The organism is Citrobacter sp. GW821-FHT02E08 (genome assembly GCF_059421685.1).
The window spans coordinates 238,414-261,428 of record NZ_JBWKVL010000004.1 but is presented as its reverse complement, the minus strand read 5'-3'; the positions used below and the strand labels follow the sequence as shown (position 1 = coordinate 261,428).

Below are 23,015 nucleotides of genomic sequence, written 5' to 3'. Positions count from 1 at the left end.
GAACGGAAATAATAAAAGGTGAAATGGCGCAGGAATTTACCGGGGAGAATGAATAAAAAAAGCCGCGTCAGTGACGCGGCTCTTATTCTGTGGTTTGACCTCAACGCAGGATAGCCTGACAAATGGTATCACCCACCTGTTGCGTGGAGGCAACGCCTTTCATATCGGGCGTTTTAGGCCCGCTGGCAATCACCTGCTCAATGGCCGCCAGAATGGCATTGTGTGCATTATGGAAACGCTCATCACCATTACCGAGGAAATCCAGCATCATGGCGCCAGCCCAAATGGTCGCAATGGGGTTGGCGATGTTTTTACCGTAGATGTCCGGCGCTGAGCCGTGTACCGGCTCGAACAGTGACGGGAAAGTGCGCTCAGGATTGAGGTTGGCAGAGGGCGCAATGCCGATGGTTCCGGTACAGGCCGGACCCAGATCGGACAGGATGTCGCCGAACAGGTTAGAGGCGACCACCACGTCAAAGCGTTCTGGCTGTAAAACGAAGCGGGCGCACAGTACATCGATGTGCTGCTTATCCCAGCGGATCTGCGGGTATTGCGTGGCCATCGCCTCAACACGTTCATCCCAGTACGGCATGCTGATGGCAAGACCGTTAGATTTGGTGGCAGAGGTGAGTGTTTTGCGTGGGCGACTTTGCGCCAGCTCAAAGGCGTAACGCAGAATGCGATCCACGCCGCGACGGGTAAACACGGACTCCTGGATAACCAGTTCATGCTCGGTCCCGGCGTTGACGCGTCCGCCCAGCGAAGAGTATTCGCCTTCGGTATTTTCGCGCACCACGTAAAAATCAATATCACCCGCCTGTTTTCCGGCCAGCGGACACGGAACCCCCGGGAAGAGACGTACCGGGCGCAGGTTGACGTACTGATCAAACTCGCGGCGGAATTTCAGCAGTGAGCCCCACAATGAGACGTGGTCAGGCACCGTTTCCGGCCAGCCGACGGCGCCAAAATAGATGGCATCATAGGACTTAAGTTGCTCGTGCCAGTCATCAGGCATCATCTTTCCGTGATGGGTATAGTACTCACAGCTGGCCCATTCGATCGGCTCAAAGCTCAGGGACAAGTCCCAGCGCTCAGCGGCGGCCTGCAAGACACGAATACCTTCAGGCAGAACTTCTTTCCCAATACCGTCCCCGGGAATAGCGGCAATACGATAGGTTTTCTTCATACCAGCTCTCACTTATCAGCAACCAAAATTGACTTCCCCTTTATCCTATAATTGACTGATTGATAGTTAATCCCCCTAACTGGTGAAACATAAAACACAGATCATGAATAATCTGCCGCTGCTGAATGATTTACGCGTCTTTATGCTGGTTGCCCGTCGTGCCGGATTTGCCGCCGTGGCGGAAGAGTTGGGCGTTTCCCCTGCATTTATCAGCAAGCGTGTCGCGCTGCTGGAACAGACGCTGAACGTTGTGTTATTGCACCGAACCACCCGGCGGGTCACCATCACCGAAGAGGGGGAGCGCATCTACGAATGGGCGCAGCGCATTTTGCAGGATGTGGATCAGATGATGGATGAACTGTCCGACGTGCGGCAGGTACCGCAGGGCATGCTACGGGTAATCAGCAGTTTTGGTTTTGGGCGTCGGGTTGTCGCCCCGGCACTCTCCGCCCTGGCAAAACAGTATCCGCAACTGGAAGTGCGCTTTGACGTTGAAGACCGGCTGGTGGATCTGGTCAATGAAGGGGTCGATCTCGACATTCGTATCGGGGATGATATTGCACCGAATTTGATTGCCCGCAAACTGGCCACCAACTATCGCGTTTTATGCGCATCGCCAGAATTTCTGACGCAGCACGGTACGCCGAAACAACTTTCTGAGCTGGCAACATATCCATGTCTGGTCATTAAGGAGCGTGACCATCCGTTTGGCATTTGGCAATTGCGTAACAAAGAGGGCGTCCACTCGATCAAAGTGACTGGCGCGTTGTCATCCAACCACGGCGAGATTGTGCATCAGTGGTGTCTGGATGGGCAGGGGATTGCGCTACGCTCATGGTGGGATGTGTGCGACAACATTGCCAGTGGTCATCTGGTACACGTGCTGCCGGAGTATTATCAGCCCGCCAATATCTGGGCAGTTTATGTTTCTCGTCTTGCGACTTCGGCAAAAATCCGTATTACGGTTGAGTTTTTACGCGGTTATTTTCAGGAGCGTTATCCAAAGTTTAAACTGGAATAAACGTGACACGCTGAGTTTTTGCCCAGCCATCGAAAATAAAAAAGGCAGAATTATCTGCCTTCTATAATACATGCGCTATTTGTGCAGAACGTTATCGGGACTCTTCTGCTTCTGGTAACGTCACGTTAAGTTCGAGGATAGAAATATCGCCGTCTTTTTGTTCAAGCTGCACGGTGACCATTTCCGGATCTATTTGCACATATTTGCAGATAACCTCGAGAATATCCTTTCTCAGCTGCGGTAAATAATGCGGCTCGGCGTCACTGCGACGGCGCTCCGCGACAATAATTTGCAGTCGCTCTTTTGCGATGTTAGCTGTACTCTTTTTCCGCGAGAGAAAAAAATCCAGTAATGCCATAACTTATCCTCCGAACAGGCGTTTGAGGAAACCTTTCTTCTCTTCTTCAATGAAGCGGAAAGGACGATCTTCTCCCAACAGACGTTCCACAGTATCTGCATACGCTTTGCCTGCATCCGCGTTGATATCGAGGATGACCGGCTCGCCCTGGTTAGATGCACGTAATACGGATTGGTCTTCCGGGATGACGCCCACCAGTTTGATACGCAGGATCTCAAGCACGTCTTCCATGCTGAGCATATCGCCTTTGTTGACGCGGCCTGGGTTGTAGCGCGTTAACAGCAGGTGTTCTTTGATTGGATCTTCACCATTCTCTGCACGACGTGATTTTGAGGCCAGAATGCCCAGAATACGGTCAGAGTCACGTACCGAGGAGACTTCCGGGTTGGTGGTGATAATCGCTTCATCGGCAAAATAGAGCGCCATCAGCGCGCCGGTTTCAATACCTGCCGGAGAGTCGCAGACGATGAAATCGAAATCCATCGTTTTCAGATCATCAAGCACTTTCGCGACGCCTTCACGGGTCAGTGCATCTTTATCGCGGGTTTGTGATGCCGGAAGAATGAAGAGATTTTCAGTACGTTTATCTTTGATTAACGCCTGATTGAGTGACGCATCGCCCTGAATCACGTTCACGAAATCGTAAACGACGCGACGTTCACATCCCATGATCAGGTCGAGGTTACGCAGGCCGATATCAAAATCAATAACGACAGTTTTCTTTCCCTTCTGGGCCAAACCTGTAGCGATGGCCGCGCTGGAGGTGGTCTTGCCAACGCCCCCTTTACCCGAAGTAACAACAATAATGCGTGCCATAGAAATTCCTTGTTAAAAGGGATCAATTCAACGGTTGAACTGTCAAAGCGTTCTCTGCCAGTTGCAGACGTGCCGCTTTGCCATAAAATTCTGCTGGGATTTTATCACTCAGCCAATAAACACCTGCGATAGACACCAGTTCTGCCGTCAGATGCGTACAAAAAATTTGCGCTTCCCGATCGCCGTTTGCGCCTGCCAGCGCGCGGCCTCTCATCATACCGTAAACGTGAATATTGCCGTCGGCAATCAACTCCGCGCCAGCACTGACGTGACTTGTAACAATCAGATCACATTGTGGAGCATAAATACGCTGGCCGGAACGAACCGGTACATCAATTAATCGCGTTTTTGTGATAGGAGTAACGTTTTGCGGTGGGGGAACGGGCGCAGCGACTTCAACGGGAGCGGAACGAACCACTTTCTCTTTACCCTCGGTCAGTAAAGGGAGGCCCATCTCGTCGATTTCCGCTTTCAGTCGGGCGTCTTTGCATCCGCTAACCCCGACAATACGCAGACCGGTGGACGCAACGACCTTTTGTAGAACCGGCCAGTTTACCGGGCTTTCAAGACCGCTGACATTAACCACGACAGGAGCATGTTTTAAAAAAGCAGGTGCCTGCGCGATTTTGTCTTCTAACGCCTGACGAATAACCTCGGGTTCTGCTTCATGCAAATGAACCACTGATAAGGTGAAGCTACTGCCTTTAAGCTCGATTGGCGTGTTTGACATCCTGGCCTTACTCAATTTGCTATTTATCATCTCCAGTGCGGAGTGATATTCCGAAGTCCAGAAGGCATGTTATAGTCAGTATTATATTGAGGCAAGTCACCATCCCGTTAATTCATAATAAAAGTCTACTTATCTTAAATAGAGTTAACTCACCGTTTTTCAAAAAAACCTTTATCTGTCAATGTGATGCTGCATTTTTCAATTCCCTTCTCATATCAAGCTCATTTTCATGTGCCAAAAACGTGACGGAACCTACGAATTTGTTTAAATGTTCCCCACCCAGGGAAGTGTATTTTTTCACCATTTCCAGTGTTTACCATCCGCCCATTTCTTTTAACATCACTAACGGGGTTCCGTTCTGAACATGCCAATTTACCCAGGCGTGCCTCAGGTCATTAAAACGGAAGTAGGAGATCTTTGCTTTTTTTCGTTGCCTGACTGAAAGTCATCATAGGCAACTTACGGCCAGTTCAAACACAAAGCCGATAACCTAGTCACCAGATTCAACGCGGCAGGTGAACGAACCACTATCGCCGACATGGAAACCCGACAGCGCGGCGTTTACGGTGGATGCGATTCTGGCGGCTGCCATAGGTAGACACAAGGAAGTGAGATTGAGGTGTTCATGTGCCACATGCAGCTCCGCCAGTGTGAAAACCAGCAGAAGCTATACTGGCAAGCAATGCAATCACACATGCAATTATGAAAGCGCATGAAGTGAAAAAACATCATTCAGAACACGAGTCAATGCCACCTGTCTGGTATGAGTCCGTGGGGAGGGGAGATGCAATCGCAACCACCAGGTTCGGTGTCACTTCCGGACGATGACGATCCTCTTCAAAGGAATGTGACAGGTTTGTGCCACAGGACAGATAAAAATAGTGACGGGATGCGAAAATCTGCACCTCAAAACTGAGGCAGCTGGCTTGTGGGGCGGGTTTGATTGATGTTAGCGTATGTCGAAATTACGCATTAAAAAGAGTAAATGTATGTTTTGTGTGATCTACAGAAGTACTAAGCGTGACCAGACCTATTTATATGTCGAAAAAAAAGACGATTTCTCACGGGTTCCTGAAGAACTGCTGAAGGGATTCGGTCAGCCCCAGCTTGCGATGATCCTGCCTCTCGATGGGCGTAAAAAACTCGCTAACGCCGATCTTGATAAAGTAAAACAGGCGCTTGCTGAACAGGGCTATTATTTACAACTGCCGCCGCCGCCGGAAAATTTACTGAAACAGCATCTTTCGGTAGCCGGAGAAAATAAATCAGACGCTAAACGTTAAACTGTATCCGGCCGCGTCATGCCTCGTCGATGCAGTTCCTGAAGTCCACGATTACGTTAGGGGAAAATAATGTATCAACACCATAATTGGCAAGGTGCTCTGCTTGATTACCCAGTGAGTAAAGTGGTTTGCGTAGGCAGTAATTATGCAAAGCATATTAAGGAGATGGGCAGCGCGACGCCGGAAGAACCGGTACTTTTCATTAAACCAGAAACCGCATTGTGTGATTTACGCCAGCCGCTGGCGATCCCTGCAAATATGGGGTCTGTACATCACGAAGTCGAACTGGCGGTATTGATTGGCGCGACGCTACGGCAGGCAACGGAAGATCATGTGCGTAAAGCCATTGCCGGTTACGGTGTGGCGCTTGATCTCACGTTGCGTGATATTCAGGGAAAAATGAAAAAGGCCGGGCAACCCTGGGAGAAAGCGAAGGGATTTGATAACTCATGCCCGCTGTCCGGCTTTATTCCGGTGGCCGAGTTTAAGGATGACCCGCAGAACACCATGCTCAGCCTGAGCATTAACGGCGAAATGCGTCAGCACGGCACGACGGCGGATATGATCCACCCGATTATTCCGCTGATTGCCTATATGAGTAAATTTTTCACGCTGAAAGCCGGTGATGTGGTGCTGACCGGCACGCCGGAAGGGGTGGGTCCGCTACACAGTGGTGATGAACTGACCGTCAGTTTTAATGGTCAAACGCTGACCACCCGGGTGTTGTAATCTCTGCTTGCCGCCTTTTTGGGCGGCAAAACTTGCATCAGCCTGCCAGACTGGTTATAAGGTGCAGCTTTATTGCAATGGCGGATACCCGAATGAACGACTTACCTTTCTGGCAACGTAAATCCCTGGACGACATGACCGATGCTGAGTGGGAGTCGTTATGCGATGGCTGTGGTCAATGCTGCCTGCATAAATTAATGGATGAAGACACCGATGAAATTTATTTCACCAACGTCGCCTGCCGTCAGCTAAACATCAAAACCTGCCAGTGTCGTAACTACGAACGTCGTTTCGAGTACGAACCCGATTGCATCAAACTTACCCGCGATAATCTTCCGACCTTTGAATGGTTGCCGATGACCTGCGCCTATCGGTTATTGGCCGAAGGGAAGGGGCTACCAGACTGGCACCCACTGGTGACCGGTTCAAAATCCGCCATGCACGGTGAGCGTATTTCTGTGCGCCATATTGCGGTGAAAGAGTCCGAAGTCTTGGACTGGCAGGATCATATCCTCAATAAACCCGAATGGGCGCAGTGAGTCGTTGAAATAAAACACGTTATTGCCTGCTCGTTTTATGCAGCAATAAAATTTGGTTGGCTCAGGCATTAATGCCCAGCACGCGTCAGCGTATTCCGATTGATATGATTTTCTCACCGTAACGACTCCCCGCCCGCATTGGGCGAGGAGCGACGGGTCACGGGTTAATAACCAGCAGCTGTCAGTTCATCTGAGCGAATAGATTTTATTTGTTTTGCTTACTCTTGCCTTTGCCTTTTGTGGAGTCAGCATCATAGTGCTCGACCTTGACGTTATAGTCATCATCGTCATCATATTTGTTCTTGTTTTTGTCGTGCCCCTTGCCAGGGTTGTTGTCGCCGTGGACGCTGCGGTTCTCTTTGTTCTTGCCGTCGCTACAACCGTCGCTGGTCACTTTGACGCCGCCGATGGTGACTGATGAGCACTCATTCTTGTGCTTATTTTTCCACTCATTGATCTCGTCTTCTCGATCCATACTGACCCGAATACCATCGGAATTGATGCTGACGTCTGCCAGGGCAGGCGCTGTCATCAGTAGGGAGAGCAGCAGTGCAGTATTTTTCATTAATAACCTCAAATAATGGGCTCATGCATAGCGCATGAGCCTGTTCAAACAGACATCATAGATAAATAAAAACGCGTACCTCTGTTGTTCTCAAACAGCGGTACGCGTGGAGATTTGCCGATGATTGCCCAGCAATGCACGTGGGTCAAGGCAGCACAGCACGATCGGCAACTTCCTCCCAATCGGTCACTCTACGTACTCTCATTTTTTACTGCTGCCGGGCCTTAATAAACCCGAATGGGCACCGTGAGTGCCTGAAGTAAAAGGTATTTTCGCTTACCCGTTAGCCCGTATAATAAGGTCATTATTAATTGTTTAATGAGGCGCAATGAATCACCTGATCTATTACGTATTCTGCGGAATAGCGGCACTTACTCTGCTCGGAGTTCAGTCATTTTTCGGTATCCTGCTGATAACACCGCGAGAGGTGGGAGGGACATTATTTGGCGGAATGTTTTTGGTCCTGATGTGCTTAGGCGGTTGGCTGCTGACCACCGCCGGTTTGGCCGCGACCATCCTGGCCCGCTTTGCAGGGGCCAGAGTGGCGTTATTGTGCGCCAGCGCCATTCAGGTGATTGCCGGTATCGGGTCACTGCTCAACTATCCGGATGATGCAGACGGCAATCTCATCTTCAGTCCTGCCCCAAATGAAATTTACTGGATGATAGCCGTTGCTGGATTGCTTTTAATCACCAGTGTTTACCTTATCGTACAGGGCCATCTGCGGCCCAAAAATGGCCGGTTTTAATGGTTATATTTTGTGGCAATTTATTTTCATAGAGGATTGAAGAGGTAAGAGAAAAACGGCAAAAGCCAGCACTTTCCATCAAGCAAAAAATATGTCTTAAACCTATAATTTTAGGACGTCGTAGAGGCGTGATGAATATTTAGAGGGTTGATAATGAAGAAGTTTGCGTTGATGCTGCTGGCTGCCACGTCCCTGATGACCATTGTTCCCGCGCAGGCTGAAACCCAGCAGGCTGGTGAGCGCCGTGATGCCAGGGAAGTTCGCCAGGATACGCGTCAGGAATCCCGTGAAATTAAGCAGGAATGCCGTAATGGTGTTGTCGGTAATGCTGATTGCCGCCAGGATCATCGCCAGAATAAACAGGAAGGGCGCGATCAGGCTCGTGATATCAAGTACTAAGTGATGTGCAAGAAAACCCGACGTTAGTCGGGTTGAATCTTATCTTGCCCAGTCTGTTTTAGCGTTAATCGCTGATTCTGAGATGATGTTCGTTGTCATCACACTCAGCGCTCCACAAGAGCGTCTTAGGTTATCGACCGAACAGATCGCGCTTTTTAGGCTTAAACGGCTGGGCAATGACCACCAGAACGGCCACGACGAGATACGCGGCAAAAATCCCCAATAGCCACTGCGGCATTTCCAGCGTCAAAAACTCCCACTGACGCTGTGCGCAATCACCATAAGCGACGAACACCTGCGGCAGCCATTTGTCCAGAGGCAGCCAGCTCGGGAAACGCGCCATAAAATCACAGGTCATGAATGGCGAAGGATGAAGTTGGATCATGGTGTGTTCATACGCCAGCTGCAGGCCGCGCCATGCGCTGTAAATCCAAATCACCAGTGCCACATAGCGTAACGGTGTTTTCGGCGCAATCGCGCCAACCAGACCCGCACCCATAATGCCGAATAACGCGCAACGTTCATAAATGCACAGGACGCAAGGTTTAAGCAGCATGACATGCTGGAACCACAGCGCCACCATTTCAAGCGCCAGTGCGGTTAACGCCATCAATAACCATGCGCCCCGACCCCGTGAGCACTGGTTCAAAAATCGTAACATAATAATTTCCCTGCAACATGCGTAGAGTCGGCAGTGTAAACCAATTCAATTTTCACGCCACTAGCGGAAAATGAAATAAAGTGTAATTGGATAATTATCATGCAAAAAGTGAAACCGAGCAGTGATTTGCTCGGTTTATTGTTATTAAAGTGTAGCCAGCCAGCCTAATTGCGTCATCCATTCTGTTACTGGCGTTAGGGTATATTCAATGCAGAATAAACCGACCAGGGTCAGTACTATCGTATACGGCAGCGCCATCCAGACCATCCGGCCATAGGAAAGACGAATGAGGGGAGCCAGTGCCGAGGTCAGCAGGAATAAAAATGCCGCCTGGCCATTCGGTGTCGCAACAGAAGGCAGGTTGGTGCCGGTATTGATGGCGACGGCCAGCAACTCATACTGATTTAAGCTAACAATGCCACTTTCCATTGCCGCTTTGGCTTCGTTGATATAAATCGTTCCCACAAAGACGTTATCGGAAATAGAAGAGAGCAGACCGTTGAACAGATAGAACAGCCTTAATTGCGTATGCTCAGGCGCCTGTAAAACGAACTGAATGATCGGGGCGAATAGGTGCTGATCGATAATGACCGCGACCACCGCAAAGAACACGGTCAGCAGTGCGGTAAACGGCAGCGACTCGGTGAACGCTTTACCAATGGCATGTTCATCGGTGACGCCAGTCAGCGAAGTCGCCAGGATAATGACCGACAGACCAATTAATCCCACTTCCGCCAGATGCAACGCCAGTGCGATAACCAGCCAGATACCGATAATGGTTTGTACAATCAGGTTGAGCTTATCCTGACGAGTACGTTGCTTGCGACTTTGATCGTCAAACTCTTGCAGGATGCCGCGCACTTTTTCTGGCAAGGTTTCGCCGTAGCCAAACCAGCGCATTTTCTCTACCAGTGCGCAGGTTAATAAGCCGCAAAAGAGTACCGGTACGGTTACGGGCGACATGCGCAGGAAGAAGTCGCCAAAATGCCAGCCTGCGGCTTTGGCGATGATCAGGTTTTGCGGTTCGCCCACCATGGTCATCACGCCGCCTAATGCGGTGCCCACGCCAGCGTGCATCATCAAACTGCGCAAGAATCCGCGAAACTGCTCCAGCACGGTTTTGTAGTGCTGGTCGATGTGGCTGTCGTCGAGCAGGTCGTTATCTTCTCCACGCGCAGAGGCAACGCGGTGATAAATACCGTAAAAACCGACGGCAACGCTGATCACCACGGCGACCACGGTTAAGGCGTCGAGGAAGGCAGAGAGGAACGCTGCTGCAAGACAAAAGGCAAGCGACAGGATGGTTTTGGAGCGGATGTTGAGGAGCAACCGGGTAAAAATGAACAGCAGAAGCTGTTTCATAAAATAGATACCCGCCACCATGAACATCAGCAGCAACAGTACCTCAAGGTTGGCGGCAATCTCTTCACGGACGTGTGAGGCGCTGGTCATACCGATGATTACGGCTTCGATCGCCAGTAATCCACCGGGCAGCAGCGGGTAGCATTTCAGCGCCATTGCCAGCGTAAAAATAAACTCAGCGACCAACAACCACCCAGCAACAAACGGGTTGATGATAAATATCAGTGGGTTGACGATTAAGAAGATAATGAGTGCGAGTTTATACCAGTCTGGTGACTGGCCTAAGAAGTTGCGCCACAATGCGCGCCCCCAGGAGATCTCCATGCAGTTTCCCTTACCGTAAATTATGAAATGGCGTTTTTATGTAAGGCGCAAAGCTTACGGGCAGGGGCGCGCGCAGGCAAGTCCTTCTGCAAAGAGTGTGGAATCGGGAAATGCAGAAAATGAAGCCTTGATCCCTTTTTTCTTTATTTTGTCCGCTATCAGCCATGAAACCCGTCTGGTATGATGAGTGCAACTATGTTTTGCTGTGTAATGGAAATCTCACTATGGTCATTAAGGCGCAGAGCCCGGCGGGTTTCGCGGAAGAGTACATTATTGAAAGTATCTGGAATAACCGCTTCCCACCTGGCACTATCTTGCCTGCAGAACGTGAACTCTCCGAGCTTATCGGGGTAACGCGTACCACATTACGTGAAGTGTTGCAGCGTCTGGCGCGAGACGGTTGGTTGACCATTCAGCACGGCAAACCGACGAAGGTGAATAATTTCTGGGAAACGTCCGGGCTTAATATTCTCGAGACGCTCGCGCGACTCGATCACGAGAGTGTCCCGCAGTTGATCGATAATTTGTTATCGGTGCGTACCAACATTTCCACCATCTTTATCCGCACAGCGCTTCGTCAACATCCGGATAAAGCACAAGAAGTGCTGGCGACGGCAAACGAAGTGGCCGATCACGCCGATGCGTTCTCCGATCTGGACTACAACATTTTCCGTGGTCTGGCGTTTGCCTCCGGTAACCCCATTTACGGTCTGATTATTAATGGAATGAAAGGGCTGTACACCCGCATTGGTCGTCACTATTTCGCGAATCCTGAAGCGCGCAGCCTGGCGCTGGCGTTTTACCACAAGCTGTCAACGCTGTGTGAGCAAGGCTCTCACGATCAGGTTTATGAAACGGTGCGTCGCTACGGTCATGACAGTGGTGAAATCTGGCATCGTATGCAGAAAAATCTGCCCGGTGATTTAGCGATTCAGGGCCGCTAAGCGGCTCTTTGAATCATCGGCGAAAAGAGTAAAAAGGCCCCTTCATGATGAAGGGGCCTTTTTTTACAGGCTGTTCATGCGCGGTGGGCAACGCTCCAGAAGCTCGACGCTACCGTCCTCGTTTTGCTGTTCCAGCATCACATCAAATCCCCATAACCGATGCACATGTTTCAGGACCTCTTTACGCCCCTTGTCCAGCGGTGCACGGTTGTGCGGAATGTAGCGCAATGTCAGAGAGCGATCGCCCCGGAGGTCAACATTCCAGACCTGAATATTCGGCTCCAGATTGCTCAGGTTGTACTGCGATGAGAGACGGTTGCGAATTTCACGATATCCCTCCTCGTTGTGAATCGCCGAAATCTCCAGGTAATTGTGTCTGTCGTCGTCCAGCACGGTGAACAAGCGGAAATCACGCATCACTTTGGGCGACAGGAACTGACTGATAAAGCTCTCGTCTTTAAAGTCGCGCATCGCAAAATGGAGCGTTTCCAGCCAGTCGGAACCCGCGATGTCCGGGAACCAGTATTTGTCCTCTTCGGTGGGTGACTGACAAATACGCTTGATATCCTGGAACATGGCAAAGCCGAGCGCATAGGGGTTAATCCCGCTATACCACGGACTGTTGTACGGCGGCTGGAACACCACGTTGGTATGGCTGTGCAAAAATTCCAGCATAAACCGTTCGGTCACTTTACCCTCATCGTACAGATGATTGAGGATGGTGTAATGCCAGAAGGTCGCCCAGCCTTCGTTCATCACCTGCGTCTGTTTCTGTGGGTAGAAATACTGGCTCACCTTACGCACGATACGCAGGATCTCACGCTGCCAGGATTCGAGCAGCGGGGCGTTTTTCTCCATAAAGTAGAGCAGGTTTTCCTGTGGCTCAGACGGATAACGACGCGCCTCGGCGATGGTTTTCTCTTCTTCGCGTTTCGGCAGGGTGCGCCACAGCATATTGACCTGACTTTGCAGATACTCTTCGCGGCTCTTCTGCCGGGCTTTTTCTTCCTGTAAGGAGATTTTTTGCGGTCGTTTGTAACGGTCGACGCCGTAGTTCATCAGCGCGTGACAAGAGTCGAGCAGTTTTTCCACCTCATCCACACCGTAGCGCTCTTCGCATTCGGTAATGTATTTCCGCGCGAAAATCAGGTAGTCGACAATCGAACTGGCGTCTGTCCAGCTGCGGAACAGGTAGTTATTTTTGAAGAACGAGTTGTGCCCATAGCAGGCGTGCGCCATCACCAGCGCCTGCATGGTGATGGTGTTCTCTTCCATTAAATAGGCGATACACGGGTTAGAGTTAATCACGATTTCATAGGCTAACCCTTGCTGACCATGTTTATACAGCCGCTCGGTTTCGATAAATTTTTTGCCAAACGACCAGTGAGGATAGTTGATCGGCATGCCAACGCTGGAGTAGGCATCCATCATCTGTTCGGAGGTGATCACCTCGATTTGGTGCGGGTAGGTGTCCAGTCTGTAGAGTTTCGCCACGCGGTCTATTTCCGCCAGATAGATATCCAGCAGATCAAACGTCCAGTCGGGTCCATCGCTCAAACGTGTGGTGTCCTTATTCATGGAATCAATCGTAGCCATTCGCGCACCCTCATTGTTAGCGGCGCTCTCTGTCTGGAGCACCTCATCTCAAGCATAGAACACCGTGTTAAAAAGCGTGCTGGTGAGGAAAATTTTTCTTTGCGATTTCACGTTATTGGGATGCCGTATAACGCAGGTGCTACAGCATTTTATGCTGGATAAAAATGACGCGCAGCAGGAGATCCCAAACCAGCAATATGCCTGACATAAGAGACATATGTGAGATACGTCACCATAAAAAAGCCATATGTTGAATAATATTTTCATCTGAGTTATCAAGATGTAATTAGATGATTGTTCTTTTACCTACTGTTAACGGAGTGGCTATGCGAGTTGTCATACTGGGAAGTGGCGTTGTCGGCGTGACCAGCGCCTGGTATCTGAGTCAGGCTGGACATGACGTGACCGTCATTGACCGCGAACCCGGCCCGGCGCTGGAAACCAGTGCTGCGAATGCGGGGCAAATCTCCCCGGGGTATGCGGCGCCGTGGGCGGCACCCGGTGTTCCATTGAAGGCAATTAAATGGATGTTCCAGCGGCACGCACCGCTGGCCGTTCGCCTTGACGGGACGCAATTTCAACTTAAATGGATGTGGCAAATGTTGCGTAACTGTGACACAAGCCATTACATGGAAAACAAAGGACGCATGGTGCGTCTGGCGGAATACAGCCGTGACTGTCTGAAAGCGCTGCGCGCATCAACCGGTATTCAGTATGAAGGCCGTCAGGGCGGAACCCTGCAGCTGTTCCGTACCGAGCAGCAGTACGAAAACGCAACCCGCGATATTGCCGTGCTCGAAGATGCAGGTGTTCCGTATCAGTTGCTGGAGTCCAGCCGTCTGGCTGAAGTCGAACCGGCGCTGGCGGAAGTGGCGCACAAGCTGACCGGTGGCCTGCGGTTGCCGAATGATGAAACCGGCGATTGCCAGCTGTTTACCCAACATCTGGCGCTGATGGCGGAGCAGGCGGGCGTTAAATTCCGCTTCAACACGCCGGTGGAAAAGTTGCTTTATGAGGGCGAGCAGATTTATGGCGTGAAGTGCGGCGAGGAAATTATTAAGGCCGATGCGTATGTGATGGCGTTTGGCTCTTATTCGACGGCGATGCTCAAAGGGATTGTCGATATTCCGGTCTATCCGCTAAAAGGTTATTCGCTGACCATTCCGGTGGCGCAGGAGGATGGCGCGCCGGTGTCTACGATTCTCGATGAAACCTACAAAATTGCGATTACCCGTTTTGATAATCGCATCCGTGTGGGCGGGATGGCGGAGATTGTGGGCTTTAATACCGAACTGCTGCAACCGCGTCGTGAAACGCTGGAGATGGTCGTACGCGATCTCTTCCCACGCGGCGGACATGTTGAACAGGCCACGTTCTGGACCGGACTGCGCCCGATGACGCCAGACGGTACGCCAGTGGTAGGGCGTACCCCCTTCAAAAATCTCTGGCTGAACACCGGACACGGCACGCTGGGGTGGACCATGGCCTGTGGCTCGGGGCAATTGCTGAGCGACATTCTTTCCGGACGGACGCCGGCTATCCCGTACGATGACCTGAGCGTTGCGCGTTACCAACCGGGATTTACCCCCTCACGTCCACGACATTTGCATGGCGCACATAGCTAATAAGGAATCCGGATGACTCGTCCTATACTGGCCAGCCTTGACCTGCAGGCGATGAAACAAAACCTGGGGATTGCGCGCCAGGCAGCACCGAACTCCCGTATCTGGTCGGTGGTAAAGGCCAATGCGTATGGGCATGGCATTGATCGCGTCTGGTCGGCTTTGGGCGCGACTGACGGCTTTGCCCTGCTCAATCTGGAGGAGGCAGTCACTCTGCGGGAACGCGGCTGGAAGGGGCCAATTCTGATGCTGGAAGGCTTTTTCCACGCAGAAGATCTGGCGTTGTACGACAAATACCGTCTGACAACCAGCGTGCACAGCAACTGGCAGCTAAAAGCGCTACAGAATGCCCGATTAAACGCGCCGCTGGATGTCTATCTGAAGGTCAATACCGGCATGAACCGATTGGGGTTCCTGCCGGAAAGAGTGCAAACCGTCTGGCAGCAACTGCGTGCGATGCCGAATGTCGGCGAACTGACGCTGATGTCGCACTTTGCGGATGCCGAGCATCCGGATGGCATCCGTGAAGCCATGGCCCGGGTATCTCAGGCCACGGAAGGACTGGAGTGTCGTCGCTCGTTGTCAAACTCGGCGGCCACGCTATGGCATCCTGAGGCCCATTTTGACTGGGTGCGCCCGGGTATCATTCTGTATGGCGCCTCGCCGTCAGGAAAGTGGCAGGATATCGCCAATACCGGGCTGAAGCCGGTGATGACCCTTCGCAGCGAAATCATTGGCGTACAGACCCTGAAAGCGGGCGATCGGGTGGGGTACGGCGGGCGCTATACCGCCCGTGGCGAACAGCGCATCGGTATTGTCGCTGCCGGTTATGCGGACGGCTATCCGCGCCATGCGTCGAGCGGAACCCCCGTCCTCGTCGACGGTGTCCGTACCGGAACGGTGGGGACGGTATCGATGGATATGCTGGCGGTGGATCTGACGCCGTGTCCACAGGCGGGGATTGGCACGCCGGTGGAGCTGTGGGGCAAAGAGGTGAAAATTGACGATGTCGCCTCTGCAGCAGGCACGGTAGGTTATGAGCTGATGTGCGCGTTAGCGTTACGCGTGCCAGTAGTGACAGTGTAACTTAACAACTGCCGGATATCGCCTTGGGCGTATCCGGCATGTTGCGTCGTTATTCCGCTTCATCCTCTGCGACACGAACACCGACCTTCAGTACCGCATTGTCTTCTTTTTCCGCCACTGTCCAGATCATACCGGCAAACTCCACCTGATCACCCACGACCGGGGCGGCGCCAAGCAGTTGCTGAACAATTTCACCCAGCGTCTGCTGCTTATCGCGGTACTCTGTGCCATCGTCCAGCCCGTAAATCAGCGCCACATCAGCATATTTCGCGCTGGCTTCCAGAATAAAGTCGCCGAAGAAGCGCTGATCCAACGCCACGGGCGGCGACTCGCTGAACAGTTTCCCCAACGCAGGCAGGTCACGCTCGCGGCCAATCACGCACAGGACGTCGCCTTCACGCAGGCGAGTACTGCCGGTTGGATGAAACAGGGCATTATCGCGAAACAGGGCGGCAATGCGCGTATCCTCTGGCATGTGCAGATCGCGCAGCGCCGCGCCAACGCACCATTTGTCGGCGCTCAGCTGATAAACAAACTGCTCCCAAGGGTTTTCCGGATGGATGTCCAGCCCCATGCGAGAGACCGGCCAGCCCACAGGGGGAACCACCACTTTGGCTTTTTTAGCCGCCCAGGAGAGCGACGTGCCCTGAAGCAGTAGGGAGATCAGCACCACGAAGAACGCGACATTGAAGAACAACCGCGCATTCTCCAGTCCGGCCATCATCGGGAAGACCGCGAGGATAATCGGCACCGCCCCCCGCAAGCCAACCCAACTGATGAACGTCCGCTCGCGCAGATTAAAGCCGCGAAATGGCAGCAGCCCCGCGAAGACCGACAACGGGCGGGCAACAAAGATCATCCAGGCGGACAATATCAACGCCGGAACGGCAATCGGCAGTAGATCCGAAGGATTGACGAGCAGCCCCAGCACCAGGAACATGGCGATTTGCGCCAGCCAGGCGAGGCCATCAAAGTTTTGCAGGATCCCAAACCGGTTGCGAATCGGGCGATTGCCCAGCAGGAATCCACACAGGTACACCGCCAGTATGCCGCTGCCTTCCAGCGCGGTGGTGACGGCGAAAATGAGGATCCCGCCGCTGAGCGCCAGCAAAGGATACAGACCGGTGGGCAGCGATATGCGGTTAATCATCTGCAAAAGCAGGTAGCCGCCGCCTAAGCCGAGCATAATCCCCAGGCCAAACTGTTGGATGATGTGGACTGCAAACATCCAGCTCAGACTCGTCTCATGATTCTGGATCATCGCAATCAGCGTAATGGTCAGAAACACCGCCATCGGATCGTTACTTCCGGACTCGATCTCAAGTGTGGACCCCACACGTTCGTTAAGCCCTTTACCGCCCAGCAATGAAAATACCGCCGCTGCATCCGTTGAGCCGACAATGGCGCCAATCAGCAATCCCTCAATGAGATCAAGGTGAAACAGCCATGCCGCCATCATCCCGGTTAATCCGGAGGTGATAAGAACCCCGACGGTGGCCAGCGATAAGGCCGGTCCCAGCGCAACGCGAAAAGAGCTGGCCTGCGTGCGCATGCCGCCATCCAGCAAAATGATCGCCAGCGCAAGGTTACTCACCATGTAAGCGAACGGGTAGTTATCAAAGGGGATACCGCCCACGCCGTCCACGCCCGCGAGCATACCGATAGCGAGAAAAATAACCAGAATAGGGATGCCGAGGCGGGATGAGAATGAACTTAATAAAATACTGCAGGTTACGAGGACTGAACCCAAAATAAACAGACTAATGATTGCTGCGGCATCCAACGTTCGGTTACTCCTGAATTACGCTGTTTCTTAATAATAAACCCTAACACAAAAACGACAGAAACAGCGTGTTGCTGAAAGCCTGACGGGTCAGGCTTTGCACTTTCGGACCGGTTTTTTTACGATTTGAGTACGGGGTGACCCGATATCGTGAGTTGGGTAGTTTCTTTTGTATTTTTCAGCACCGCATGTGCGCCTAATGGCAGGGTCACGGTGCGTTGCTCATGACCAAAATCCAGGCCAGTAATCAGCGGTACAGACAGACGTGAGCGCAAAAAGGCGTAAACCGCGTCGAGATCGTAACCTGCATCATACTCGTTTGGTGTACTGCCGCTAAAGCTGCCCAGTACAATCGCGTTTTGCCGGTTTAAAATACCGGCATCAAGCAGTTGCAACAGCATACGCTCAACGCGGAAAGGATGCTCATTAATGTCTTCCAGCACCAGTATGCCGTTTTCAATTTTCGGCATCCACGGTGTGCCGATGAGCGAAATCAGCATCGCCAGATTGCCGCCCCACAGCGTCCCTTCGGTCTGACAGGCTGGCCCCTGACCTTGCCACTCCACGGTATATTGCGCGTTGCGTAGCGCGAGCCAGAAATGGTATTCCGTGAAGGCGTTCATTTCTTCAGCGCCAAAGTTAGCCGCCAGCATTGGGCCGCTAAAGGTGATGACGTTACCCTGGGCGAGTAAACCGGACTGAATGGCGGTAAAGTCGCTGTGCCCGCAGATCAGTAACGGGTTGTGCTGTTGTCGGGCCGTCAGGGCCTGCCAGTCAATGTTCTCCAGCAAACGGCTGGCGCCATAACCGCCACGCACCGGCATCACAATGGTATCGGCAGTGGTCAGGCTGGCGAGGGAATTCACGTCAGCCAGGCGTTCTGCTTCCGTTCCGGCAAAGCGCTGTTCACGGCGATGGATGACCGAGGCGTTATTCACCTGATGCCCCGTTTCCCTAAGACGCGTAAGCCCGCGTAATGCGGCTTGTTGATTGATGCAGTAGCCCGATGGAGCAATTAAATGAAACAAAGACATGGCAATTCCTTGCTGACAATAGAATGCAAATGTATATCATGCCGCATATATTAGAACGTTTTGCCGGGTAGTGCTTTGCTTATCCGGCCTGCTGAAGTTTCAGCGTAACGTTGTGTTGTTGTCACCTCAACGATGGATTCCGGCTAAAAGGATAGACGAAGTGAAATTGAGATGGTTTGCTTTTTTAATCGTGTTACTGGCGGGTTGTAGTTCAAAGCAGGATTATAAAAATCCGCCCTGGAATGCGGAAGTTCCGGTCAAACGCGCGATGCAATGGATGCCAATCAGCGAAAAAGCCGGTGCGGCCTGGGGCGTGGATCCTCAACTGATCACCGCGATTATCGCGATTGAATCCGGCGGTAACCCTAATGCGGTCAGTAAATCGAATGCCGTAGGATTGATGCAGTTGAAAGCTTCTACTTCCGGACGGGATGTCTATCGCCGGATGGGGTGGAGCGGCGAGCCGTCGACCAGCGAGTTGAAAAACCCGGAACGTAATATCTCCATGGGCGCCGCCTATCTGAGCATTCTGGAAAACGGTCCGCTGGCCGGCATCGAAGATCCGCAGGTGATGCAATATGCGCTGGTGGTTTCCTACGCGAACGGGGCTGGCGCGCTACTGCGTACCTTCTCCTCTGACAGGAAAAAAGCGATCAGCAAGATCAACGATCTTGATCCTGATGAGTTTATCGAACATGTTGCCGATAACCATCCTGCGCCACAGGCACCGCGCTATATCTGGAAACTTCAGCAAGCGCTGAATGCCATGTAACCGGGGTTGATGTTACTCGCGCACTTTATTCGCTTTTTCCCGCGCTTCGCGCTCCAGCGAAAAGATAATCCGCTGTAATTGCCGCTCCACCGCCGGGCTGACGTTAAGAAAACGCAGACTCAGGCGGGGAGTGGTGATCGTTTCATTTTTCCCGTCGATCACTTTACGCTCGCTAATCGAGATGAGCTGCGCGTCAAAATGGAAAATTCCCCATTCGCCCATGTTGAGTTCAATCTGAGAAAACCGCATTCCCTCCTTCAACCCTTCGGGTTTGGCGCCTTCCAGCAATGCGCCCATGCCCCCGAGAGAGAGATCGAATAAGCGAAAACGCAGCGTGCTGTTGTCCGGCATTTTTGCTGAGCAGACGTAGGGAGGATGCAGCGGGGCGCAGATACGGAAATATTCGCGTCGTTGTACGAACCACAGGGTGGGCGGTAGCGCAGTGATAAACGCCGGAAGCTGCTGGTATTCACCGCTCTGCAACTGCGGTAGCGTAAATTCGACTTTCGCGCCCTGCGTTTCGGCGGTAATGGTTATTTGTCTGGCGCGCTGAGCCGCAAGGTTTTCATTCTCCTGACTGCCGAAATCCATCACCAGACTCTCCGGGCTGACCGCGAGAATTTTGCTGATGAACTGGCCTCCTGACCATGAAATGCGTAACGGAACCTGATTCTTATTGAGGTCACGAAGAACGCCTAACACCGCCAATGGATTTTGTTTCAGGAACTGCTCATGGTAATGACTCACGCCTAATGACTCCTGGATACCTGACAGACTGTCGTCAGTTATCGGCATTGCGCGACAGAACTTAATACAAATGGGTGAAATTTTTTTTCAAACTGAACGAATTAAGGCGGCGTCCAAAAGCGCAGAATCGTGGCTTGCCTATACTTAGGGTGCGAGTGCAAGAACGTCTTGCGCATGCGTTCACTGGAAAGAGGGCCTGAAAATGGGAATTATTGCCTGGATTGTTTTTGGTCTGATTGCAGGTGTTATCGCCAAACTGATCATGCCGGGCCGTGATGGTGGAGGTTTTTTCCTGACCTGCATTCTCGGTATCGTGGGTGCAGTTGTCGGTGGATGGTTGGCGACCATGTTTGGCATTGGCGGCAGTATCAGTGGATTCAATTTGAATAGTTTCCTGGTGGCCGTCGTTGGTGCGATTCTTGTGCTGGGCGTCTTTCGACTCCTGCGGCGAAATTAACAGAACGGCTCCTGCGGGGGCCGTTTTTCTTTCTGCAGGTTCCGTAACCGCAGGAATGTAAAGGGGAAGGGATAGCTTGATTTGTTAATGAAAATGCGAATAATTGTCGTTCCATTTCTCATGTAATAATTCACCCATGAAAACCACCCATTGTTTTACGTTGCGCGCGCTCTCTGGATGTATCACCCTGGCACTGACACTCCCGTCTTATGCCGAAGAATCAACCATTGTCGTGACGGCCGCCGGTCAGGAGAGTCTGCTGCCCGCCTGGACCAACAGCGCCACCAAGTCGGCCGTGCCGGAAAGCAAAACGCCGCAGGTCATTAACACCATCGACAGTAAAGAGATCGAACAGCGTCATGCGAACTCAGTGAATGAGATCCTACGCTACGCACCGGGCGTTTCTACGGAGGTGCGGGGCAGTACTTCGTACATGAGCGAGTACAAAATTCGTGGCTTTACGGTCGAGCAGGAGTACTACAACGGCTTACAACTCCCCTATAACGTGACCGGCAATACCAAAGCGCGGATCGATCCCCTGATGATTGAAAGCGTGGATATTCTGAAAGGTCCGGCATCGGTGCTTTATGGGAATGGATCGCCTGGTGGGCTGGTTAACATCCAGGGGAAAAAGCCGCAAGCGGAACAAAAAACGGAAATGGGCTTTACGACCGGGACCCGCAATCTGAAAGAGGGTTATCTGGATTCGACAGGGCAAATCAGCGACAGCGACTGGAATTACCGTCTGCTGGGCAAAGCCACGGAAGGCGACGATCAGCCGCACACCACCCGTTATGAAAACTATCTGGTGGCGCCCTCTGTCACCTGGCAGCCGGATAATAAAACACGGCTGACCATCGATGCGCTGGCGCAGAACACGCCGTCGTTGTCACCTTCCAACCCGCTGCCCATTGCCTATTTGCGCTCAGGGTATGCCGATTCCCGTGACTATGCCGGGGACGAGTGGAGCGGTTTCAAACAGCGGCAATGGATGCTGGGGTACAGTTTTGAACACCAGTTTGACAGCGGCTGGGGCTTTACGCAGAAAGCCCGCTATTTTGATGTCGATACCCATCAGCGCAGCGTCTACTCAACCGGGAATGGCACGAATCCGGTGTGGGAGTTAAACCGTTTTGCCTACACCACCGATGAAGATCTGAAGAGCTTTAATATTGACAACCAGGTGACCAAAACCCTTGAGCTGGGTGACTGGAAACACCATTTGCTGGCGGGTTTTGACTACCAAAAACTCGATAGCCATTACTTGTATCGTTACGCCAGCAACACGCCGGGGATCGATATGCGCGATCCGAACTACCATCAAATTCACAGCGATGAACTCGGGCTTTATACCGCGCAGAAAAACCGTCTCTCCTACCAGCAGAATGGTTACTATTTGCAGGATCAGGTGGAATTTGGCGGGCTGAATCTGTTGGCGAGCGTGCGGTACGACGACTACCGCTCCACCACCACGGATGATATGCAAAATGGCGAGAAAACATGGATCTCGCAGGATCGCGTAACCAAACGTCTGGGCGCGCTGTACGCCTTCGAAAATGGTATCTCCCCGTTCATCAGCTACTCCGAAGGCTTTAAGCCGATTTCGCCACAAGGTACATTGACGGCAAAGGATGTAAAGCCGACCACCAGCAAGCAGGTTGAGGGCGGGGTGAAATACCTGCTGGCAGAATATGCCACCACCTTTACCGCCTCGGTGTTCAACATTCGCCAGAAAAATGTCCTCTCCGCCACGCCAACCTGGGATTACCGTCAGACCGGCGAGATAGAGTCGAAAGGGGCAGAGGTGTCTGTCGTGAGCCGCCCGGCGGATAACATCACGCTGATCGCCAACTACGCCTATACCCATGCCATCAATACCGAAGATGAGACGTACGAAGGTAAACGCCCGACGCAGGTACCCGAAAACGCGTTTAACCTGTGGGGCGACTACACCTTTGATGAGACGGTTCTGCGAGGGCTGACCATTGGCACCGGGGCACGTTATACCGGGCCGATGGAGATCTCGCCGGATAATAAAGGGGGTAAGCTTGGCGGCACCACGCAGTACGACATGGCCGTGTCGTATCGTCTGGGAGAAGCGTTGCCGTCGCTGACTGGCGTCACGTTGAAAGCCAGCGCGCAGAACATCACCAACAAAGAGACCTTCAGCTGTTATGACAGCACCAACTGCTGGATCGGTCGCGATCGCACGGTGCAGGTCGGTGCGAGCTACAGTTTCTGATAAAAATGACC

Annotated in this window: 23 protein-coding genes and 1 pseudogene; 12 read left to right on the top strand and 12 right to left on the bottom strand. The window is 52.2% G+C overall.

Annotation, left to right across the window (positions count from 1 at the left end; genetic code table 11):
* Positions 1-100: 100 nt before the first annotated feature.
* Complete coding sequence (locus AC07UY_RS07790; protein WP_494659907.1) at positions 101-1,186, bottom strand: tartrate dehydrogenase; 1,086 nt, start codon at positions 1,184-1,186, stop codon at positions 101-103.
* A gap of 103 nt (positions 1,187-1,289) precedes the next feature.
* Here AC07UY_RS07790 and AC07UY_RS07785 point away from each other — a divergent pair, with 103 nt between their 5' ends.
* On the top strand, positions 1,290-2,207 hold the full coding sequence (locus tag AC07UY_RS07785; RefSeq protein ID WP_192611952.1) for a LysR substrate-binding domain-containing protein: 918 nt from the start codon (positions 1,290-1,292) through the stop codon (positions 2,205-2,207).
* Positions 2,208-2,298: 91 nt separating this feature from the next.
* Here AC07UY_RS07785 and minE read toward each other — a convergent pair whose 3' ends face one another.
* The 4 genes and pseudogenes from minE to AC07UY_RS07765 all read right to left on the bottom strand — a co-directional run.
* The gene (gene minE, locus AC07UY_RS07780; protein ID WP_003859937.1) at positions 2,299-2,565 is read right to left on the bottom strand and encodes a cell division topological specificity factor MinE; all 267 of its coding nucleotides are present in this window, start codon (positions 2,563-2,565) and stop codon (positions 2,299-2,301) included.
* 3 nt (positions 2,566-2,568) lie between these two features.
* Positions 2,569-3,381 (bottom strand): septum site-determining protein MinD, encoded by an 813-nt coding sequence (gene minD / locus AC07UY_RS07775; protein WP_192611953.1) that lies wholly within the window; start codon positions 3,379-3,381, stop codon positions 2,569-2,571.
* 22 nt (positions 3,382-3,403) lie between these two features.
* Positions 3,404-4,111 (bottom strand): septum site-determining protein MinC, encoded by a 708-nt coding sequence (gene minC, locus AC07UY_RS07770; protein ID WP_494659906.1) that lies wholly within the window; start codon positions 4,109-4,111, stop codon positions 3,404-3,406.
* A 178-nt stretch (positions 4,112-4,289) separates the two neighbouring features.
* Positions 4,290-4,526: pseudogene (locus AC07UY_RS07765) on the bottom strand (tyrosine-type recombinase/integrase); the annotation flags it as partial.
* A 574-nt stretch (positions 4,527-5,100) separates the two neighbouring features.
* On the opposite strand from AC07UY_RS07765, the gene AC07UY_RS07760 reads away from it, so the two are divergent.
* The 3 genes from AC07UY_RS07760 (at position 5,101) to ycgN (ending at position 6,662) form a co-directional block, all read left to right on the top strand.
* The gene (locus AC07UY_RS07760; RefSeq protein ID WP_192611955.1) at positions 5,101-5,394 is read left to right on the top strand and encodes a YcgL domain-containing protein; all 294 of its coding nucleotides are present in this window, start codon (positions 5,101-5,103) and stop codon (positions 5,392-5,394) included.
* A gap of 69 nt (positions 5,395-5,463) precedes the next feature.
* Positions 5,464-6,123, top strand: coding sequence for a fumarylacetoacetate hydrolase family protein (locus tag AC07UY_RS07755; RefSeq protein WP_203358090.1), 660 nt, complete (start codon positions 5,464-5,466; stop codon positions 6,121-6,123).
* 92 nt (positions 6,124-6,215) lie between these two features.
* Positions 6,216-6,662, top strand: a complete 447-nt coding sequence (gene ycgN, locus AC07UY_RS07750) for a cysteine cluster protein YcgN (RefSeq protein WP_494700992.1) — start codon at positions 6,216-6,218, stop codon at positions 6,660-6,662.
* A gap of 205 nt (positions 6,663-6,867) precedes the next feature.
* Here ycgN and AC07UY_RS07745 read toward each other — a convergent pair whose 3' ends face one another.
* Complete coding sequence (locus AC07UY_RS07745) at positions 6,868-7,227, bottom strand: hypothetical protein (protein WP_203358088.1); 360 nt, start codon at positions 7,225-7,227, stop codon at positions 6,868-6,870.
* A gap of 328 nt (positions 7,228-7,555) precedes the next feature.
* Here AC07UY_RS07745 and AC07UY_RS07740 point away from each other — a divergent pair, with 328 nt between their 5' ends.
* Together AC07UY_RS07740 and AC07UY_RS07735 are read left to right on the top strand one after the other, a co-directional pair.
* A complete protein-coding gene (locus tag AC07UY_RS07740; RefSeq protein WP_494700991.1) occupies positions 7,556-7,975 on the top strand; it encodes a hypothetical protein in 420 nt (139 codons plus the stop codon).
* Positions 7,976-8,128: 153 nt separating this feature from the next.
* Positions 8,129-8,374: a hypothetical protein gene (locus AC07UY_RS07735; RefSeq protein WP_162383724.1), complete on the top strand. Its 246-nt coding sequence runs from the start codon at positions 8,129-8,131 to the stop codon at positions 8,372-8,374.
* Positions 8,375-8,504: 130 nt separating this feature from the next.
* On the opposite strand, the gene dsbB is transcribed toward AC07UY_RS07735, so the two are convergent.
* Positions 8,505-9,035 (bottom strand): disulfide bond formation protein DsbB, encoded by a 531-nt coding sequence (gene dsbB / locus AC07UY_RS07730; RefSeq protein WP_203358086.1) that lies wholly within the window; start codon positions 9,033-9,035, stop codon positions 8,505-8,507.
* A 144-nt stretch (positions 9,036-9,179) separates the two neighbouring features.
* The gene (gene nhaB / locus AC07UY_RS07725; protein ID WP_203358085.1) at positions 9,180-10,721 is read right to left on the bottom strand and encodes a Na(+)/H(+) antiporter NhaB; all 1,542 of its coding nucleotides are present in this window, start codon (positions 10,719-10,721) and stop codon (positions 9,180-9,182) included.
* A 224-nt stretch (positions 10,722-10,945) separates the two neighbouring features.
* Here nhaB and fadR point away from each other — a divergent pair, with 224 nt between their 5' ends.
* Entirely contained in the window at positions 10,946-11,665 is a 720-nt protein-coding gene (gene fadR / locus AC07UY_RS07720; RefSeq protein WP_494659902.1) for a fatty acid metabolism transcriptional regulator FadR, read from the top strand.
* Positions 11,666-11,728: 63 nt separating this feature from the next.
* Here fadR and AC07UY_RS07715 read toward each other — a convergent pair whose 3' ends face one another.
* Entirely contained in the window at positions 11,729-13,261 is a 1,533-nt protein-coding gene (locus tag AC07UY_RS07715; RefSeq protein WP_203358083.1) for a SpoVR family protein, read from the bottom strand.
* 290 nt (positions 13,262-13,551) lie between these two features.
* Between AC07UY_RS07715 and dadA the strand changes: the two genes are divergently transcribed.
* Positions 13,552-14,886, top strand: a complete 1,335-nt coding sequence (gene dadA, locus AC07UY_RS07710; RefSeq protein ID WP_494659901.1) for a D-amino acid dehydrogenase — start codon at positions 13,552-13,554, stop codon at positions 14,884-14,886.
* A 12-nt stretch (positions 14,887-14,898) separates the two neighbouring features.
* Positions 14,899-15,969 (top strand): catabolic alanine racemase DadX, encoded by a 1,071-nt coding sequence (gene dadX, locus AC07UY_RS07705; protein ID WP_494700990.1) that lies wholly within the window; start codon positions 14,899-14,901, stop codon positions 15,967-15,969.
* A gap of 49 nt (positions 15,970-16,018) precedes the next feature.
* Here dadX and AC07UY_RS07700 read toward each other — a convergent pair whose 3' ends face one another.
* Together AC07UY_RS07700 and ldcA are read right to left on the bottom strand one after the other, a co-directional pair.
* Positions 16,019-17,752, bottom strand: a complete 1,734-nt coding sequence (locus tag AC07UY_RS07700; RefSeq protein WP_494659899.1) for a potassium/proton antiporter — start codon at positions 17,750-17,752, stop codon at positions 16,019-16,021.
* 119 nt (positions 17,753-17,871) lie between these two features.
* Entirely contained in the window at positions 17,872-18,786 is a 915-nt protein-coding gene (gene ldcA / locus AC07UY_RS07695) for a muramoyltetrapeptide carboxypeptidase (protein WP_203358079.1), read from the bottom strand.
* 160 nt (positions 18,787-18,946) lie between these two features.
* Here ldcA and emtA point away from each other — a divergent pair, with 160 nt between their 5' ends.
* The gene (gene emtA / locus AC07UY_RS07690; protein WP_276292013.1) at positions 18,947-19,558 is read left to right on the top strand and encodes a membrane-bound lytic murein transglycosylase EmtA; all 612 of its coding nucleotides are present in this window, start codon (positions 18,947-18,949) and stop codon (positions 19,556-19,558) included.
* Between the two features lie 12 nt (positions 19,559-19,570).
* Here the strand turns inward: emtA and ycgR are convergent, their stop codons facing one another.
* Entirely contained in the window at positions 19,571-20,305 is a 735-nt protein-coding gene (gene ycgR / locus AC07UY_RS07685) for a flagellar brake protein YcgR (RefSeq protein WP_494659898.1), read from the bottom strand.
* 202 nt (positions 20,306-20,507) lie between these two features.
* Here ycgR and AC07UY_RS07680 point away from each other — a divergent pair, with 202 nt between their 5' ends.
* Positions 20,508-20,762, top strand: coding sequence for a GlsB/YeaQ/YmgE family stress response membrane protein (locus AC07UY_RS07680; protein ID WP_203358076.1), 255 nt, complete (start codon positions 20,508-20,510; stop codon positions 20,760-20,762).
* Between the two features lie 136 nt (positions 20,763-20,898).
* Entirely contained in the window at positions 20,899-23,004 is a 2,106-nt protein-coding gene (locus AC07UY_RS07675) for a TonB-dependent siderophore receptor (RefSeq protein WP_494659897.1), read from the top strand.
* Positions 23,005-23,015 lie beyond the last annotated feature (11 nt).

Bases quoted from the DNA above. Each gene is read 5' to 3' on its own strand.
- AC07UY_RS07790 (WP_494659907.1), bottom strand. From the start codon at position 1,186: ATGAAGAAAACCTATCGTATTGCCGCTATTCCCGGGGACGGTATTGGG.
- AC07UY_RS07785 (WP_192611952.1), top strand. From the start codon at position 1,290: ATGAATAATCTGCCGCTGCTGAATGATTTACGCGTCTTTATGCTGGTT.
- minE (WP_003859937.1), bottom strand. From the start codon at position 2,565: ATGGCATTACTGGATTTTTTTCTCTCGCGGAAAAAGAGTACAGCTAAC.
- minD (WP_192611953.1), bottom strand. From the start codon at position 3,381: ATGGCACGCATTATTGTTGTTACTTCGGGTAAAGGGGGCGTTGGCAAG.
- minC (WP_494659906.1), bottom strand. From the start codon at position 4,111: ATGTCAAACACGCCAATCGAGCTTAAAGGCAGTAGCTTCACCTTATCA.
- AC07UY_RS07760 (WP_192611955.1), top strand. From the start codon at position 5,101: ATGTTTTGTGTGATCTACAGAAGTACTAAGCGTGACCAGACCTATTTA.
- AC07UY_RS07755 (WP_203358090.1), top strand. From the start codon at position 5,464: ATGTATCAACACCATAATTGGCAAGGTGCTCTGCTTGATTACCCAGTG.
- ycgN (WP_494700992.1), top strand. From the start codon at position 6,216: ATGAACGACTTACCTTTCTGGCAACGTAAATCCCTGGACGACATGACC.
- AC07UY_RS07745 (WP_203358088.1), bottom strand. From the start codon at position 7,227: ATGAAAAATACTGCACTGCTGCTCTCCCTACTGATGACAGCGCCTGCC.
- AC07UY_RS07740 (WP_494700991.1), top strand. From the start codon at position 7,556: ATGAATCACCTGATCTATTACGTATTCTGCGGAATAGCGGCACTTACT.
- AC07UY_RS07735 (WP_162383724.1), top strand. From the start codon at position 8,129: ATGAAGAAGTTTGCGTTGATGCTGCTGGCTGCCACGTCCCTGATGACC.
- dsbB (WP_203358086.1), bottom strand. From the start codon at position 9,035: ATGTTACGATTTTTGAACCAGTGCTCACGGGGTCGGGGCGCATGGTTA.
- nhaB (WP_203358085.1), bottom strand. From the start codon at position 10,721: ATGGAGATCTCCTGGGGGCGCGCATTGTGGCGCAACTTCTTAGGCCAG.
- fadR (WP_494659902.1), top strand. From the start codon at position 10,946: ATGGTCATTAAGGCGCAGAGCCCGGCGGGTTTCGCGGAAGAGTACATT.
- AC07UY_RS07715 (WP_203358083.1), bottom strand. From the start codon at position 13,261: ATGGCTACGATTGATTCCATGAATAAGGACACCACACGTTTGAGCGAT.
- dadA (WP_494659901.1), top strand. From the start codon at position 13,552: ATGATTGTTCTTTTACCTACTGTTAACGGAGTGGCTATGCGAGTTGTC.
- dadX (WP_494700990.1), top strand. From the start codon at position 14,899: ATGACTCGTCCTATACTGGCCAGCCTTGACCTGCAGGCGATGAAACAA.
- ldcA (WP_203358079.1), bottom strand. From the start codon at position 18,786: ATGTCTTTGTTTCATTTAATTGCTCCATCGGGCTACTGCATCAATCAA.
- AC07UY_RS07680 (WP_203358076.1), top strand. From the start codon at position 20,508: ATGGGAATTATTGCCTGGATTGTTTTTGGTCTGATTGCAGGTGTTATC.
- AC07UY_RS07675 (WP_494659897.1), top strand. From the start codon at position 20,899: ATGAAAACCACCCATTGTTTTACGTTGCGCGCGCTCTCTGGATGTATC.